Here is a 15135-nt window from a genome sequence, read left to right on the forward strand (position 1 = left end):
CAGCTGGAGCCTGGGGGCCTGGCTGGCCAAAGCGGGCAGCCCCGTGCGGCCCTGCACGCTCGTGGATGAGGCAGGGCACGACAAGGAGCACACCGAGGAGATGGCGAGAGGCTGACAGTGAGGCTCCGGCGGGGCGGCCATGGCCCCGCAGGAGTGCAGGCCCGCGCCGAACAACCGGTGTGCCAGCGTCTTCACTCGCCGCAGTGGATCGGCGACGGCCTCCAACTCCAGGTGGCGGTTCATGTCGAGCTCGAAGCGCCCGTACAGGTTCAGTGAAGATCCGATCAGTCGATGCCTTCGACGATGCGGAAGTCGCGCTCGACGCCGTCGGGGAGGGCCCCCAGCGCCTTCTGGTATGCCTCGCTCTCGTATGCCGCGACGGCCTGTTCAAAGCTGTCGAACTCGATCAGAACGACGCGTTGCGTGATTCCGGCCTCGTGGGCGACGACTCGACCGCCACGGGACGGGAGGAGGGACAGGGTGCGCCCGCCCCCAGCCTGGACAGCCGGACCGGCCAGCTTGTCGTAGGCAGTCAGCCTCTCAGGGTCGGAAATGGCGGGGTAGACACTGACCCAGTAGCCCTTGGCCATGGAAACCTCCTGTGTTGGGCCGGACATGTCCGACTTCGAATTGACACTCAGATCGATCGATCCCGGCGACCGGTACTGCGGCCGGTTGAATCGTCATATGCGCAGGTTAGGGCGTGATGTGCGGTCGAGGGAAAGACCGGTTCGGGATAGACTCAGAACGGATCGTTATCAATCGGCAGGGAGGGCACGTGGCGCCGGATACGGTGAGCCTGCGGTACTTCCTGGTGCTGGCGCAGGAGTTGAACTTCACCCGCGCGGCCGCACGGATCGGTATCGCACAGCCCGCACTCAGCGCCCGGATGCGCCGATTGGAGGCGGAACTCGGTACGGCCCTGCTGGTCCGCAACACGCGTAGCGTCGTATTGACCACGGCCGGTGCGGCTTTGGCGGAGTCCGCGCCGCCCGCGCTGGCGGCGCTGGACCGGGCATGGGACACCGCCCGGAGCGCGGCGGCCGGTGAACTGGGCACGCTGCGCATCGGATACAGCCTCAGCGCCGGGGCCGAGACGGCACCGGCCCTGGTGGACAGGCTGATTCGCGGCAACAGCGGACTTGAGGTCGGCGCGGTTCCGATGGCGACACCGGAGATCTCCCCCGCGGTCGCCGACGGCCGCATCGATGCCGGGATCACCCGCGGTGAACAGCCGGGCCGTGGCGTGCGCCGGTTCCTGCTGCGGCGTATGCGCATCGGGGTCCAGCTGGCGCAGCACCATCCGCTGGCCGAACACCCGGAGATCGAGATCGCCGACGCGGCCGCGTATCCTCTGCGACTCCCGGACCGTGCGACCAACCCCGTGATCCACGATCAGCTGTCCGCACTGTTCCTAGACACCCGACCACACCCTCGATTCCACACGCCCGCGGTCTCTCTCGACATGTCTCAGCGGGACCTGCGCGACGGGGTCACCCTCGCCCCGGCCGGAGAAGCCGCGGTCTCGGCACAACCGGCCGGTCTCACCTGGCGACCGCTGCGGGGCGCGCCCAGCCTGACGATCCACCTGGTCCTCCCACGCGAGCAGTCGCCGCTTCACCGCCGCATCCGTGCCGTCGCCAAAACCCTGGCGCACGAGCTGCACTGGCTGTCGGACTGACGCGCAAGAGGCCAAGCGAGACGGACGCCTGCGGTGGCGAGGCCGAAGACCTTGCGCCCGGCGGACTTCGCGGTGATGACGACGGCGGTCTTGCTGAATGTCCGGCACGACCTCGCTACGCCGGCGGATCAGCATCCGATGATGTCCCCGGGTCCGGTCCGAGTCGTACACCGCGGCGACGTCCTCGCCCAGCCCGAGATCTCGGCGGATACCGCGCCTTCGCCGACGCCGAACCGGACAAGCACGGGTAACCCGCACCACGAGCTCTCGCCCTGCCCTGGCGGAGCTCCCGCTCTCGCCCGGCACTGAACCCCTTTTCTAGGGGCTGACATGACCATCGAGCGACTGTTGCTCATCGACGGCAAGGACGTCCCGGCCCGGTCCGGTCGTACGGCCGACGACATCGCCCCCTGGGCCGCAGCCTCCACCACCTCGTCACGTCCCTGATCACCTGGGTCGCCGACCACCACGGCCAGATCCGCGAACACCGGGCCCACACCGCCACCAGGCCCTGACGCCCGACCCGTTTCGGGCACGCGACGGCGGCTTGAGCGAGACAACCGCAAGAAGGTCAACACGCAGACTTGACGGGCGACGACAGGAACTTCCCGGACCGTCCCCATGATCGCGTTCGCGGTGCCCTCGCTGCGACACCGCCGTCGTCGGGGAGCGGGTACGTGACGTGGACGTCGTCAGCAACCCCGGCAAGCTCGCCTCCATCCCCTCTGGCAGCGCGCGATGATGAAGTTCCGCAGGAGCGTGAAGACGTCCGGCCCGCCGGCGACCGGCGGGCCGGGTGGGTTCAGAAACCGATGGCTTCGCGGAGCAGCAGGACGGTAGCGCGTCCGGGGCGGGGTTCGGCGTTGAGGATGAGAAGGCGGTTGATGGCGCTGGGCACCCCGTACACCTCCTGGCTCCGGACGTTCTCCAGCGGGAAGACGTGCTCTTCCACGCGGCGCAGCGCGGTGCTCAGGTCGGGGACCACCTTCTGCGCCCCGACGATCCAGATGGCGTGGCCGGCGCCGCCGGCGTACCCGGGTAGCTGGCTGCCGCTGCCCGAGGCGATCACGATGGAGCCGGTTTCTGTGACGGCGGCGACGCTGCCCACCTCGACGTCGGGGCTGGCCTGCAGCCGCCGTATCTCGTCGGCCTCGGTGGCGCGGTCCATGGCCAGCAGCCGCGGCTTGACGGCCTGGTACTGTCCGCCGGTGTTGATGTCGTCGTCGATGCCGGACAGGCGCAGGGTCTCGCTGGCCGCGGTGAACACGCCGGCGCCCGCGGGGATCAGGGCTTTGAGGTGGGTACGCGCGGCGGCGACGTCGTCGAGGATCTCGACGGCGAAATTGTGCGCCCTCAGCGCGGCGGCCGCTCGCTCCAGGCGCTCTTCCGACGCCGGTTCTGTGAACTGTGCCGCCGTCACCTGGGCCGAGCCCGGCAGCGGGGTGGTGTCGAAATACCTGACCTCGAAGACGCGTTCGGTGAACTTCCAGCCCTCGGGGGTGCGCCGGTAGCGGTCGTGGAAGAGGGCGTAGTTGAGCATCGAGCCGCCGTCGCGCAGGCGTCCGAGTTCGCAGACGTAGGCGCGGCCGGACGCGGTGTCGCCGTCGAGCAGGATCGCACCCGGGTGCGTGGTCTGCACGAAGTAGTCCCACGCCTGCGACAGTTGCCCGGTGCCGGCGCGGATCGCCTCCCGGCCGGCGTGCTCGATGCCGGCGTCGGGGATGCGGTACACGGCGTCGTGGGTGAACAGGGACGCGAGGCGGTCGTGGTCGTCCATCATCGCCGCGTCGGTGAACTCGCCACGCAGCGCCTCGATCTCGACGCGGTCCGCGACCGCCTGAAAGTCGTTCATCGTTGCCTCCTGGTTCTCCGCCTTCTGGATGACGGATTCGCCGCTAAGACGACGCAGTGCCGCGGATTGTGACGTGCCGCTTCACAATCGGGGGGCTGCGTCGTCTGACCGGTGAGGAAGACGCGACCAAGGGAGTCCTTTCCGGCCGGCTGTCCATAGGACCCCGAGAAAACGTTCGCCGAACGATGCAACATCTTCGTCCCTTCGGCCGTCTGGAACGTGACTACCGAAGGGACGACAAGTGGATGACGAACCCGGCTTCGACGACTTCGTGGCAAAGCAGACGGATGCGCTGCTCCGCTACGGATACGTCCTGACCGGAAACCCTCATGACGCCGCCGACCTGGTCCAGGAAGCTCTGGTACGGCTGTGCAGCGCCTGGCCGAGGGTGAGACGCAAGGACAGCCCGGACAGCTACGTCCGGACCACGATGGCGCGGTTACACATCAGCGTCTGGCGGCGGCACAGGCGTGAACACCTCACCGGAGAGCCTCCGGACCGGGTTCACCGCGAAGTCTTCCCTCTCGACGAGGAACAGGGCCTTTGGGAAGAGCTGGCCGAGCTGCCCCGCAGACAGCGTGCCGTGCTGGTGCTGCGCTACTACGAACAGCTCAGCGACGCCGAGATCGCCAAGGTGCTCGGCATCTCTCCCGGAACCGTGCGCAGCCAGGCCTTCCGGGGCCTGGACAAGCTGCGTTCCTCCCTCGTCTCCTCACCGACCCACAGGAGTATGCGATGACCGATCTGGAAGACAAGCTGAGCCGCGCCCTCTCTGGGGCGGCGCATCGTGCGCCGCAGGCGCCGGCCGGGCTGCTCGAGACGGTCAAGACGCGCCATCGGCGACGGCGGGCCCGGACCGCCGCGGTGCGTGCGGCCGTGGCCGTGGTCCTGGTGGCGGGCGGTGTGGGCGCGGCGGTTAACGCTCTGGGCGCGGCGGCCGAGCCGCAGCCCGCGGTAAGCGCGACCGACGAGGCAGAGCCGTCGGCGGACAGGATCCCGCCGCCCGTCGAGAAGGTGTGGCCGCAGGCCGTACACAGGATCCCGGCCAAGCTGCCCGACGGCCGTGCGTACTACCCGCAGCTGCTCCTCGACGACAACACGCTGCTGGTCATGACGGGCGCCAGTGACGGAAAGCGTCAGTTCCTGTGGAGCTACGACCTGGACACCGGCCAGCCCAGGAAGATCGCCGAGATCCCCCCGACGAAGGGATCGGCGATCTTCGCCGACGGCGTCGCAGCCGGTGGCGGCAACATCGTCTGGTGGGCGTCCTACAAGGAGACGGGCAGCCCGCGGGTCGCCCGGATCTGGACGGTGCCGTCCGCCGGCGGACGGCCTCGGCGGGTGACCGACGTCCCTCTAGGAAACGTCATGAAGCAGGGGCACATCAACGGGCTGACGGTGACGGGCTCGGACGTGGTCTTCGCGTACGAGAAGGGCGGGGTTTACCGGGTGCCCCTAAGCGGGGGTTCGCCGCAGCCGGTGGAGGGCGCCGAGCGGCACCACATCCTGCAATGGCCATGGGTGGGCGTCCACCGCGGAAAAGCGATCTTCCGCGAGTTGCTCAACGCAGAGACCGGTGAGCGGCGCGACGCCGTGGTCAAGGCCGACGAGGAGGTCAGGTGCGGCGTCGACCGGTGCGCGGGCGTGGCCGTGCGATACAAGACCGTCAAGGTCAAACGCCCCCGCGACCGCTCCGGCAAGGAGATCAAGTGCGGCACTCGCCGGTGCCCGGACACGGTGCAGACCCGGACCATCCTGCGGAGGTTCGTCCGCGACCGCGACGGCTCCCACGAGCGCGACCTGCCAAGCACCTTCCAGCAAGGCGACGACGCCGGCCTGGAGCGCTTCTTCAAGGTCACGTTGCGGGGACCGGGAAACCAGGCCGTCCTGACGCTTTACGACGCCGACACCGGAAGGTCTGCCGATCTCGGCGTACGGCCGGATGCGCGAGGAGCCATGGCGATCCCCGACGGTGGCCTCGACCGGCTGATGACCTACCCGATCAGGAACGAGATGTACGTCCTGGACCTGGCGGCGATCACGTAGGGCTGCCCGTCCTCAAGCTCTGACAGGCTCGGCCTCGTACGGTCGGTCGAGGCCTGATGCCTACTCCCTTCGGTGCAGCGCGTACGGCGAACGGTGCACGGTCGAGTGACGATCAACGGACGACGCGCTCCCGCCACGACCCGGTCTAGCGTTTCTCCTCGACACAGCCGGATGAGAACTGGAGAAAGCGCCATGAGCAAGAGAACGATGACTGCGATCGCCACGCTGAGCCTGACGGCCGGTCTGCTGGGAGCGGCCGGCTCGCCGGCTGGTGCCCAGGCCGGCACGGCCAGCCAGGCGGCCGCCACTGCGACGGCCGCGCCGAAGCCGCCGAAGGGCGCCAGGGCGGTGGTACGGGTCAGCCCCAACCCCACCACCAAGCGAGGCCAGGAGGTGACGATCACCGGCCACTGCGGCGGCGGCAAAGGGCTCAAGGCCGTGCTCGCCGGGCTCGACAGGAAGCACCCAGTGCTCCAGAACATCCGCATCGTCAAGGACAGCCCGAAGGGATTCGTCGCGAAGGCGACCCTCGCCCCCAAGATCGGTAACGGCGTCGGTCCTGTTTTCGTCGACTGTGGCGGCGAGGCAGGCGTGACCCTCCTGGTCACCCACGTCTGATCAGAACCTTCCCATCCGGGCAGGTCGACAGATCCAGCACTCCTTGCGTTCCGCCGGTCGACGCGGCCACGGAAGGCGAACATGGCGACGCTGCCCGGCATCGCGCCCGTCACCCCTCGAGAAAAGGCCTCCTGCATGGCAGAACCGCCCTCGCGACGTGTACCCGCTCCTGTCCGGCATCTCGCCTGGATCGCCGACATCACGCTCGCTGTTCTCACCCTGGTGTTCTTCGTCGCCGTAGCCCTCGCCACCGGGGTGCGCAACCCCTGGGACGGCACGATCCCTCTCGCTCTGCTGCTCGGGGCGCTCCTGCTGGTCAGACGCCGCTGGCCGATGACCGTGTTGCTGCTGTCGATCGGCGGGATCTTCGCCTATCACCTCACCGGGCACTGGCCTCCCGCCGGTTGGATCTGGCCCGCCGCGGTCGCCTACTTCACCGCCTCCACCACGCCGCGCGTGCGCTGGGTCGCCGCCATCGGCCTGGCCCAACTGGCCTACTCCGCGGTCGACGCCCGCTGGATCGTGGACCGTAACCTGACCCGTTACCTGATTCACGTCGTGGGGGAAGGACTGCTCCTGGCGATCCTCATCGCCGCGGGCCTCACCTACGCCGCCGCGATGCGCTGGCGCGAACGGCTGCGCGAAACCGACAGCCGTGCCCGCGCCGCCGAGGAACGGCTGCGCGTCTCGCACGAGGTTCACGACGTCATCGCCCACACGCTGGCCGTCGTGGGCGTTCAGCTCAATGTCGCCGCCGACGCTCTGGAGGAGGACCCGGCCGCGGCCGCCGCCGCGCTGCGCCTGGCGAAGGACGTCAGGAACCGGGCGATGGCCGACCTTCGCTCTCTCATCGCGGTCTTGCGCGACGGCCCCGGCGACACCGCGGCCCAGCCCGATCTGGCCTCCTTGGGCGCTCTCATCTCCGAAGCCCGCGCCGCCGGGCTTGAGGTGACCCTCGATGAGCACGGCGACCCGGCGGCCGTCCCCGCCATTCCCGCCATCGCCGTCTACCGCGTCGTGCAGGAGTCGATTGCCAACACGCTCAAGCACGCGGACGCGCGCAAGGCCGAGGTGACGATCAATTACGCGCCGCGCTCGGTCACCGTCGAGATCACCGACGACGGCCGCAGCGTCCCGGCCGGCGCCGAGGTCATCGAAGGCCATGGCCTGGCGGGCATGCGCGAGCGGGTGAGCGCACTCGGGGGCGTGCTCACCGCGGGGCCGGTCCCCGGCGGCTTCGCCGTGCGGGCCGACATCCCTGTGGCAGGCTCGACGGCATGACGATCAAGGTGCTCCTCGCCGACGACCAGGCACTCGTACGGGCCGGCTTCCGCAGCCTGCTGGTCCGCTCACGGGACATCACGGTCGTCGGCGAAGCCCAGGACGGCGACGAAGCCGTACGGCTGGCCGCGAGCACCCACCCCGATGTGATCCTCATGGACATCCGCATGCCGGGCACGGATGGGATCATCGCAACGCGCCGCATCGTCACCGACCCGGCCACTCCGGGCTGTCGCGTCATCATCCTCACCACGTTCGACACCGACGAACACGTCTTCGCCGCCCTGCGCGCCGGAGCCAGCGGCTTTCTCACCAAAGAGGTCGAACCCGCCGAACTGCGCCGGGCGGTCGCCGCTGTCGCCGGCGGAGACGCGCTCCTTTCTCCGGGAGTGACCCGCCGCGTCATCGAGCAGTTCGCCCACCGGCAGGACCTCACGCCCAGCGCGGGGCAGCGTCTGGCCGCCCTCACCTCCCGCGAACTGGAGGCGGTCAAGCTCGTGGCGCTCGGCCTGTCCAACGTCGAGATCGCCGAGCGCCTCGTCATCAGTCCGCTCACTGCCAAGACCCACATCACCAGGGCCATCGCCAAGCTGAACGTGCGCGACCGGGTCCAGCTGGTCATCCTGGCCTACGAGAGCGGCCTCGTACGGCCCGGCTCGTGACATCGGGATCAAAGGTCAGCCACCGACGATCGCCCGCAAACTGAGGGCCGGCGGGTACCACGGCGATCGTCGCCTCGGCAGAGGAGCCGGGCACCAGTCTCCCTCACATGGTGGGGTGGGCGGCGGCCATGACGCCGTGCACGGCCGCCGTGATGCGGTTGGCGGCCTGGTCGGGGTCGGGCTGGCCCGCGTCGAGCCAGGCGATGACGGCCTCCAAGGTGAAGGCGGGGATCAGGGTCGCGGCCCAGTCCAGCCACGGCCCCTCCGGGATGACGCGCGCCAGGTTGCGGCGGCCGACCTCGCGCGAGGCGTCGGTGATGGCGTCGATCAGCTCGCGGAAGTCGGGCTCGCGGGCCGCGTGGCGGAACAGCAGCCGGAACCCGTCGGGATCAGCCGCGGCGGCGCGCAGCAGCGCGGGGATGGCGTCGTCGTCGAAGTCGTCGCCGCCGGTGGCCTCGGCCAATCGCGCGCACGCGCGGTCCAGCACGGCCCGGTAGAGGTCGGCCTTGGAGTCGAAGTGCCGATACAGCATCGCCCGGGTCAGCTCGGCTTCGGCGGCGATGTCGTCCAGGCCGGTGGCCGCGTATCCGGCGCGGGCGAAGGCGCGAGTGGCCGCGTCGAGGATCTGCTCACGCCGCTCCGCGCGGCGCAGCCTGCGCACCGGCTGAGCCGGTCCGGCCTCGTGCTGGCTCTGGCCCGCTTCAGTGCCCATTTCTACCTCCACTTGTAGAAGTCAAAGTATACATGTAGCTTCTTATACATCGAAGTATACAAATCTGCATCTACTTCAGGAGGAGCTGTGTCCGATCCCGTACCGCTGCCGTTCGAACAGCCCGGCCCGCTGGAGCCGCCGCCGCTGCTACGCCGGTTGCAGGCCTCGGGCCCCATCCACGCCATTCGCACCGCCGTCGGCGACCCCGGCTGGCAGGTGACGGGGTATGCGGAGGTGCGCGCCCTGCTGGACGACGCCCGGCTCGGCCGCGCCCACCCCGAGCCCGAACGCGCCTCCCGTACCGGCGAATCCGAGCTGTTCGGCGGTCCGCTCGGCGGCTTCGACACCGAGCAGGCCGACCACCGGCGGATGCGCTCGCTGCTGCAGCCGCACTTCTCGCCCAAGCGGATGCGCGCCCTGCAAGGCCGCATCGAGCAGCTCACCACGCGGCTGCTCGACGAGCTGGCCGCCGCCGGCCCGCCCGCCGACCTGCATGCCGCGCTGGCGCTGCCGCTGCCGATCGCCGTCATCTGCGAGCTGCTCGGCGTCCCGTACGAGGACCGCGACCAGTTCCGCGCCTGGACGCAGGACGCCGCAGACATCACCGACCGCACCCGATCGGCTCAGGGCCTGGGCGCGCTGTTCGCCTACGGGCAGCAGCTGGTAGCGCGCAAGCGCGCCGGCGGTGGTGCGGACGCCGACGTGATCTCCCGGCTGGCCGCCACCGGCGGGGTCAGCGATGACGAGGCCGCCGCTATGGGGATGTTCCTGCTGTTCGCCGGGCACGAGACCACGGTCACCGCGATCGGTAAGGGTGTGTTGTGGCTGCTGGCCGGTCCCGGCCAGTGGCAGGCCCTGGTCGCCGACCCGTCCCGCATCGACGCCGCCGTGGAGGAGATCCTGCGCGCCCCCGGCCTGGGCGGCGGCGGCATCCCCCGCTACGCCCGGGAAGACCTGGACATCGCCGGCGTCCGCGTCCGCGCCGGGGACCTGGTGCTGCTCGACACCGGCGCCGCCAACCACGACGCCGGCGTGTTCGCCGACCCCGACCGGTTCGACGTCGACCGCCCCGCCGTGCCGCACCTGGCCTTTGGGCACGGCGCCCGCTACTGCGTCGGCGCGCCGCTGGCCCGCATCGAGCTGCAGGTCGTCTTCTCTCAGCTCGCCGCCCGCTTCCCGACTCTGGAGCTGGGCTGCGCGGTGGAGGAGCTGGCCTTCGACACGCGTACGCTGACCGGCGGGCTGACCGCTCTGCCGGTGACCTGGTGACCGGCAGAGCGCGGCCAAGACGAGCAGACAGGTGAACAGGCGGCGGCCGCTGTTCGGCCGGATGTATCCCAAGATGGCCGCCGGCATGGACAGGGGCGGCATGATCGAACGCCGGCGAGACGGCGGTCCCCGTGGAGGTGGCGGCCGAGCTGGTGGGCCGGCTGCGCGTGGGCATGGTGCTGCTCGCCGCGCTCACGGAGTCCTCACCTGAGTCGTCGCGGCGACCCTGGGAGGGCGCGGCGTTTGCGGCTCTCAGCGTAAGGCGTCCGGGTCAACGAGAGGGGTCGGTGATCCATCGGGCGGCGAGCAGGCCGGAGGCCGCGGTGAGGACGGCGGCGGCGATGACGGTGGCGTTCAGGCCGAAGGCGTCGGCCAGCAGGCCGGCGAGCAGGGCGCCGGCGGCGTAGCCGATGTCGCGCCAGAACCGGTAGGTGCCCAGAGCGTTGGCGCGCCAGGCGGGGTGGGCGTGGTCGGAGACCGAGGCGATCAGTGCCGGGTAGACCATCGCGGTGCCGATGCCGAGCGCCACGGCGGACAAGACGCCGGCCAGCAGCGGCCACCGCAACAGGGCCAGCACGAGGACGAACCCGCCGGCCTGGAGCAGCATGCCGGACACGATGAGGGGTTTGCGGCCGATGCGGTCGGCCAGATGGCCGGTGGGGATCTGGCCGAGGCCCCACAGGATCGGATACAGGCCTTTGATCAGGCCGACGGCGGCCAGGCCGAGCCCGTGCTCGGTGAACAGCAGCGGGAACACGCCCCAGGTCAGGCCATCGTTGAGGTTGTTGATCAGCCCGGCCTGGCTGGCGCCGCGCAGCGAGCGCTCCCGCCAGGAGGTGCGCACGAACTTGGCCGCCAGCCCGGTGTTCTCGCCGTCGGGCAGCGGCTTGGGATGCTGGGCGAGCTCCAGGGCGACGTGCGCGGCGGTGTCGCGCACGACCAAAGACAACGCCAGACCGGCGAGGACGAAGACGACACCGATCAGCTCAGGGGCGGGCCGCAGCCCGTAGGCGGTGGCCAGGTAGCCGGTCAGCAGCGCAGTGACGCCGACTGCGGTGTATCCGGCGGCTTCGTTCAGTCCGGTGGCCAGGCCGCGGCGGGCCGGACCGACCAGGTCGATCTTCATGTTGACGGTCATCGACCAGGACAGGCCCTGGTTGAGGCCGAGCAGCAGGTTCGCGGCCACGATCCACCACCACGACGGCCCCCACGCCAGCATGAACGGCACCGGAGTGCCGATCAGCCAGCCCGCGACCAGGAGCTGCTTGCGGGTGAAGCGGGCGGCCAGCGCGCCGGCGGCGAGGTTGGTGGCCGCTTTGGTGAGGCCGAAGGCGATGATGAAGGAGAACACCGCCAGGTCGCTGGTCAGGCCGAAGATGTCGGTGCCGATCAGTGGGACGGTGGTGCGCTCCAGCCCGACCAGGCCGCCGACGCACACGTTGACGATGACGAGCAGGGTGAACTGCAGCCAGTTCTCCCGCAGCCCCAGCCGCACCGGGGGGAGGGTGGCGGTGCTCACCGAGCACCGCCGTGGGCGGTGTCGAGCCGCAGGCCGTGGGCGGCGGCGTACTCGGCCGGGCCGCCGTCGAGGACGGTCACGCCGGTGTGGCCGGCGCGTTCCAGCACACTGGCCGCGGTCATCGCGCGCTCTCCGTGCCCGCAGGCCACCACCGCACCGGCCGGGGCGTCGGCGGCGTGCCCGGAGAGCTCGCCGAGCTCGAGGTGCAGCGCCCCGGGCACGTGACCGCCCGCGTACTCGGCCTCTTGCCGCACGTCGAGGTACGGCCCGGCAGGCGCCCGATCGGCGGTGACGAACGCCGTGACGGCCTCGGCTCCGCCCGACTCCCGCCAGGCGCTCATGCCGCCGGCCAGGTGCCCGGCCAGCCGCTCGTAGCCGATCTTGTACGCCTGCCAGACGACCTCCTCCAGGTCCTGGCCCTCGCCGGCGACGAAGACCAATGGCGCCGTGTCGGGCAGCAGCCAGCCGAGCCAGGTGGCGAACTGCTCGCGCAGCGGGATCGACAGCGCGCCGGAGATGTGCCCGGCCGCGTATTCGGCGGCCGGTCGGACGTCGACGACCTGGCCGCCGTCGGCGAGCAGCGCCCGTGCCTGCCCCGCCTCCAGGGCGGGCAGCGGCGGTGTGCAGGCCAGGACGGCGGGGCCGCGCCGGTTGTGCTCGCTCAGCCGGTCGAAGTAGACAGGGTAGGTACCCAGGCTCGCGAGCAGCCGCCGGACGAAGGCGTCCTCGTCCGGCGCGGCCAGCAGCGCATTGGTGCGCTTCTGCGCGCCGATGGTGGTGATGCGCTCGGCGCCGGGTGGTGCCGAGCAGAACGAACCCGCCCCGTGCGTGGGCCACACCGGCGTGTGGTCCGGCAGCGCGGCCAGGCGATGCAGCGAGTGGTACTGGGCGCGGGCCAGTTCCTCGGTGCGCTCGGCGCCGAGCAGATCAGTACGGGCGGCCGAGCCGACGATCAGCGATCCGCCGGTGAACACGCCGATCTCCTGGCCGTCGTCCAGGAGCAGGAACGACAGGTGCTCGTCGGTGTGCCCGGGGGTGGCCAGCGCGCGCAGCCGCAGCCCGCCCAGATCCACCTCATCCCCGTCGGCCAGGCCCCGGTGCGCGAAGGCGCGTTTCCCGGCTGCGGAGGCCAGCACGCTCGCCCCCGTTTCGTGGGCGAGTTGCACGGCGCCGGACAGGAAGTCGGCGTGCAGGTGCGTGTCGGCCGCATACGCGACGCTCAGGCCGCGGCGGCGGGCGGCGGCATGCAGGTCGCGCAGGTCACGGGCGGCGTCCACGGCCAGCGCCCGGCCGTCGCCCAGGTCGAGCAGGTAGGCGCTGTTGCCCAGCCCCTCATCGACCAGCGGTATCAGGTGATCCTCGGCGAATCCCACGATGTCCTCCAAGATCTGGGGTCCGGCGGCGCCGGAGAGGTCGCGCGCACCGCTCCTCGATAGGTACGATATTCCACAGATTAATGGAGGATTGGATGAGTGACGCAACCCGAGCCCAGGCCAAGGGTTTCCTGTATGAAGCGTTCGCAGCCAGCGGCAAGGCTTTGGCCAGCGGAAAACGCCTGGAACTGCTCGACCTGCTCGCCCAGGGAGAGCGCACCGTCGAAGCTCTGGCCAAGGCCGCCGGGCTGAACCTGACCACCGCCTCGGCCCACCTGCAGACGCTCAAGCAGGCCGGGTTCGTCGCCACCCGCCGCGACGGCGTGCGCATCTACTACCGGCTGGCCGGCGACGACGTCGCCCAGCTGTTCGCGCTGCTGCGCAAGGTCGCCGAGGCCCACCAGGCCGCCGTTCCGCAAGCACGCGAGGCTTACCTCGGCAACGACGGCGCGGTGGAGGTCTCGCGGGAGGAGTTGTGCGCCCGGGTGCGGGCGGGCGAGGTGGTGGTACTGGACGTGCGGCCGGTGGAGGAGTACCTGGCCGGCCACATCCCCGGCGCTTTGTCCATCCCCGTCGCCGAACTGGCCGACCGCATCGGCGAACTGCCCGCCGACGTCGAGACCGTCGTGTACTGCCGCGGCGAGTACTGCGTGCTGGCCTACGACGCGGTCCGGCTGCTGACCGACCGCGGCCGGCGGGCGATCCGGCTCAGCGACGGCATGCTGGAGTGGCGGCTGTCCGCCCTGCCCGTCGAGACCGGAGCACCCGCATGACCGCCCGCACCGCCCCACACCCGATGCGGCATCCGGGGCTGGCCGGCGGGCCGGTCTACCTCGACTACAACGCCACCACACCCGTCGACCCCCGGGTGACCGAGGCGATGCTGCCCTACCTGACCACCTGGTTCGGCAACCCCTCCAGCAGCCACCCGTACGCCGAGCGGCCGCGCCGCGCGCTCGCCGACGCCCGCGCGCAGGTCGCCGCCCTGATCGGCGCGCACGCGCCGCAGATGCTGTTCACCGCCTCCGGCTCCGAGGCGAACCTGCTGGCCGTGCGCGGCGCGCTGCTCGCCGCCGGCCGCCCGCACCCGCACGTGATCACCCAGGCCACCGAGCACCCGGCCGTGCTGGAAACCTGCCACGCGCTGCCGGGCCGCGTCCACCTCAACGGCCCCGCCGGCCAGCGCCTGCCGAACACGCTGAACATCAGCATCGACGGCACCCGCGGGCACGACCTCCTGGCCGCCGCGCCCGCCGTGGCGGCCTCCACCGGCTCGGCCTGCCACAGCGGCACCCACACCCCGTCCCCGGTGCTGTCGGCCATGGGCCTGGACACTGCCCGCGTAGCCGGCGCTCCAGCTGATCGAGCAGGGAGGCGCGCAGGCTGGCGGCGCGGAGGTCACGTGGAGACCTCATGCCGGCGGCCGGGCGAGTTTGGCGGCCACGGCGTCGAGGACCCAGTCCAGGCCGGTCGCGAACGACGTCTCCGCGTCCACGTCCGTGCCGTCGTGCACGACCTTGGCCAGCGCCGGGAAGCGGCCCGTGGCCAGCATCCTCATCACATGAGGGCCGGAGGTGCGCTGCCAGTCGCGCTCGGACAGGCCCGTGGCGCGCTCGGCCCGCAGGTGCGCGATCTCGCGCCTGATCGCGCCGGTGAAGTAGGCGCTGACGGTTTCCACGGCGCGCATGACGGTGTCGAGGTCGGCGAGGCCGTCGAAGGCGGCGAGCGTGGCCTCGGTCACGGCGAGGGCGTTGGGACCCAGGGCCGGACGGCCGCCGAGCAGGTCGGCCAGCCATTCGTGACGGAGGGCGGCCTGCCTGGTGCGGCCGGCGAGGATGCGCAGCGCCTCCCGCCAGTCGCCGGGTTGCTCCTCGGGGAGGATCTCGGCGTGGACCTCGTCCATCATGAGGTCGAACAGTTCCTCCTTGGTGGAGATGTATCCGTACAGCCGCATCGGGCCGGCTTCCAGCCGGGCGGCGACCTTGCGCAACGACACCGCTTCCAGCCCGCCCTCGTCGGCCAGCGCGATGGCAGCGGCGACGATGCGCTCCCGGTCGAGCGGCGCGGGGCGAGTCGGCGGCTCCGGACGGTCCCACACAGTCATGGATACATCGTACTGTTG

Annotated in this window: 15 protein-coding genes; 8 read left to right on the forward strand and 7 right to left on the reverse strand. The window is 70.9% G+C overall.

All coding sequences use genetic code 11. The features are described 5' to 3' along the window. Positions 1-284 precede the first annotated feature (284 nt). A complete protein-coding gene (locus ABGB01_RS39260; RefSeq protein ID WP_347778821.1) occupies positions 285-590 on the reverse strand; it encodes a DUF1330 domain-containing protein in 306 nt (101 codons plus the stop codon). Positions 591-778: 188 nt separating this feature from the next. On the opposite strand from ABGB01_RS39260, the gene ABGB01_RS39265 reads away from it, so the two are divergent. After that, positions 779-1681 carry a LysR family transcriptional regulator gene (locus ABGB01_RS39265; RefSeq protein ID WP_347778822.1) on the forward strand — a complete coding sequence of 301 codons (903 nt, stop codon included), beginning with the start codon at positions 779-781 and terminating at the stop codon, positions 1679-1681. A gap of 802 nt (positions 1682-2483) precedes the next feature. Here the strand turns inward: ABGB01_RS39265 and ABGB01_RS39270 are convergent. Next, positions 2484-3533, reverse strand: coding sequence for a nuclear transport factor 2 family protein (locus tag ABGB01_RS39270; RefSeq protein WP_347778823.1), 1050 nt, complete (start codon positions 3531-3533; stop codon positions 2484-2486). Positions 3534-3774: 241 nt separating this feature from the next. Between ABGB01_RS39270 and ABGB01_RS39275 the strand changes: the two genes are divergently transcribed. From ABGB01_RS39275 to ABGB01_RS39295, 5 genes are all read left to right on the forward strand, one after another. Further along, entirely contained in the window at positions 3775-4272 is a 498-nt protein-coding gene (locus ABGB01_RS39275; protein ID WP_347778824.1) for a SigE family RNA polymerase sigma factor, read from the forward strand. Next, positions 4269-5579 carry a hypothetical protein gene (locus tag ABGB01_RS39280; RefSeq protein ID WP_347778825.1) on the forward strand — a complete coding sequence of 437 codons (1311 nt, stop codon included), beginning with the start codon at positions 4269-4271 and terminating at the stop codon, positions 5577-5579. The genes ABGB01_RS39275 and ABGB01_RS39280 overlap by 4 nt, the downstream gene beginning before the upstream one ends. Positions 5580-5771: 192 nt before the next feature. Then, positions 5772-6197 carry a hypothetical protein gene (locus ABGB01_RS39285; RefSeq protein ID WP_347778826.1) on the forward strand — a complete coding sequence of 142 codons (426 nt, stop codon included), beginning with the start codon at positions 5772-5774 and terminating at the stop codon, positions 6195-6197. A gap of 135 nt (positions 6198-6332) precedes the next feature. Next, entirely contained in the window at positions 6333-7478 is a 1146-nt protein-coding gene (locus ABGB01_RS39290; protein ID WP_347778828.1) for a histidine kinase, read from the forward strand. Next, positions 7475-8140 (forward strand): response regulator transcription factor, encoded by a 666-nt coding sequence (locus ABGB01_RS39295; protein ID WP_347778830.1) that lies wholly within the window; start codon positions 7475-7477, stop codon positions 8138-8140. Before ABGB01_RS39290 ends, ABGB01_RS39295 begins: the two co-directional genes overlap by 4 nt. Positions 8141-8243: 103 nt before the next feature. Here the strand turns inward: ABGB01_RS39295 and ABGB01_RS39300 are convergent, their stop codons facing one another. After that, positions 8244-8852: a helix-turn-helix domain-containing protein gene (locus tag ABGB01_RS39300; protein WP_347778832.1), complete on the reverse strand. Its 609-nt coding sequence runs from the start codon at positions 8850-8852 to the stop codon at positions 8244-8246. 87 nt (positions 8853-8939) lie between these two features. Between ABGB01_RS39300 and ABGB01_RS39305 the strand changes: the two genes are divergently transcribed. Beyond that, positions 8940-10121, forward strand: coding sequence for a cytochrome P450 (locus ABGB01_RS39305; protein ID WP_347778834.1), 1182 nt, complete (start codon positions 8940-8942; stop codon positions 10119-10121). Between the two features lie 271 nt (positions 10122-10392). On the opposite strand, the gene ABGB01_RS39310 is transcribed toward ABGB01_RS39305, so the two are convergent. Further along, entirely contained in the window at positions 10393-11640 is a 1248-nt protein-coding gene (locus tag ABGB01_RS39310; RefSeq protein ID WP_347778836.1) for an MFS transporter, read from the reverse strand. Next, complete coding sequence (locus tag ABGB01_RS39315) at positions 11637-13013, reverse strand: MBL fold metallo-hydrolase (RefSeq protein WP_347778837.1); 1377 nt, start codon at positions 13011-13013, stop codon at positions 11637-11639. Before ABGB01_RS39315 ends, ABGB01_RS39310 begins: the two co-directional genes overlap by 4 nt. 95 nt (positions 13014-13108) lie before the next feature. Between ABGB01_RS39315 and ABGB01_RS39320 the strand changes: the two genes are divergently transcribed. After that, positions 13109-13786, forward strand: a complete 678-nt coding sequence (locus ABGB01_RS39320) for a metalloregulator ArsR/SmtB family transcription factor (protein WP_347778839.1) — start codon at positions 13109-13111, stop codon at positions 13784-13786. 115 nt (positions 13787-13901) lie between these two features. On the opposite strand, the gene ABGB01_RS39325 is transcribed toward ABGB01_RS39320, so the two are convergent. Both ABGB01_RS39325 and ABGB01_RS39330 read right to left on the reverse strand, forming a co-directional pair. Then, on the reverse strand, positions 13902-14336 hold the full coding sequence (locus ABGB01_RS39325; protein ID WP_347778841.1) for a hypothetical protein: 435 nt from the start codon (positions 14334-14336) through the stop codon (positions 13902-13904). Between the two features lie 88 nt (positions 14337-14424). Then, a complete protein-coding gene (locus ABGB01_RS39330; RefSeq protein WP_347778842.1) occupies positions 14425-15117 on the reverse strand; it encodes a TetR/AcrR family transcriptional regulator C-terminal domain-containing protein in 693 nt (230 codons plus the stop codon). Positions 15118-15135: the final 18 nt, after the last annotated feature.

It is taken from the genome of Nonomuraea sp. B5E05 (genome assembly GCF_039880665.1).
Taxonomy (GTDB): domain Bacteria; phylum Actinomycetota; class Actinomycetes; order Streptosporangiales; family Streptosporangiaceae; genus Nonomuraea.

What these genes read in the sequence shown, in the direction of transcription:
- ABGB01_RS39285 (WP_347778826.1), top strand. Translation starts at nt 5,772, where the DNA reads ATGAGCAAGAGAACGATGACTGCGATCGCCACGCTGAGCCTGACGGCC.
- ABGB01_RS39330 (WP_347778842.1), bottom strand. Translation starts at nt 15,117, where the DNA reads ATGACTGTGTGGGACCGTCCGGAGCCGCCGACTCGCCCCGCGCCGCTC.
- ABGB01_RS39270 (WP_347778823.1), bottom strand. Translation starts at nt 3,533, where the DNA reads ATGAACGACTTTCAGGCGGTCGCGGACCGCGTCGAGATCGAGGCGCTG.
- ABGB01_RS39260 (WP_347778821.1), bottom strand. Translation starts at nt 590, where the DNA reads ATGGCCAAGGGCTACTGGGTCAGTGTCTACCCCGCCATTTCCGACCCT.
- ABGB01_RS39290 (WP_347778828.1), top strand. Translation starts at nt 6,333, where the DNA reads ATGGCAGAACCGCCCTCGCGACGTGTACCCGCTCCTGTCCGGCATCTC.
- ABGB01_RS39280 (WP_347778825.1), top strand. Translation starts at nt 4,269, where the DNA reads ATGACCGATCTGGAAGACAAGCTGAGCCGCGCCCTCTCTGGGGCGGCG.
- ABGB01_RS39295 (WP_347778830.1), top strand. Translation starts at nt 7,475, where the DNA reads ATGACGATCAAGGTGCTCCTCGCCGACGACCAGGCACTCGTACGGGCC.
- ABGB01_RS39320 (WP_347778839.1), top strand. Translation starts at nt 13,109, where the DNA reads ATGAGTGACGCAACCCGAGCCCAGGCCAAGGGTTTCCTGTATGAAGCG.
- ABGB01_RS39300 (WP_347778832.1), bottom strand. Translation starts at nt 8,852, where the DNA reads ATGGGCACTGAAGCGGGCCAGAGCCAGCACGAGGCCGGACCGGCTCAG.
- ABGB01_RS39325 (WP_347778841.1), bottom strand. Translation starts at nt 14,336, where the DNA reads ATGGCCGACAGCACCGGGGACGGGGTGTGGGTGCCGCTGTGGCAGGCC.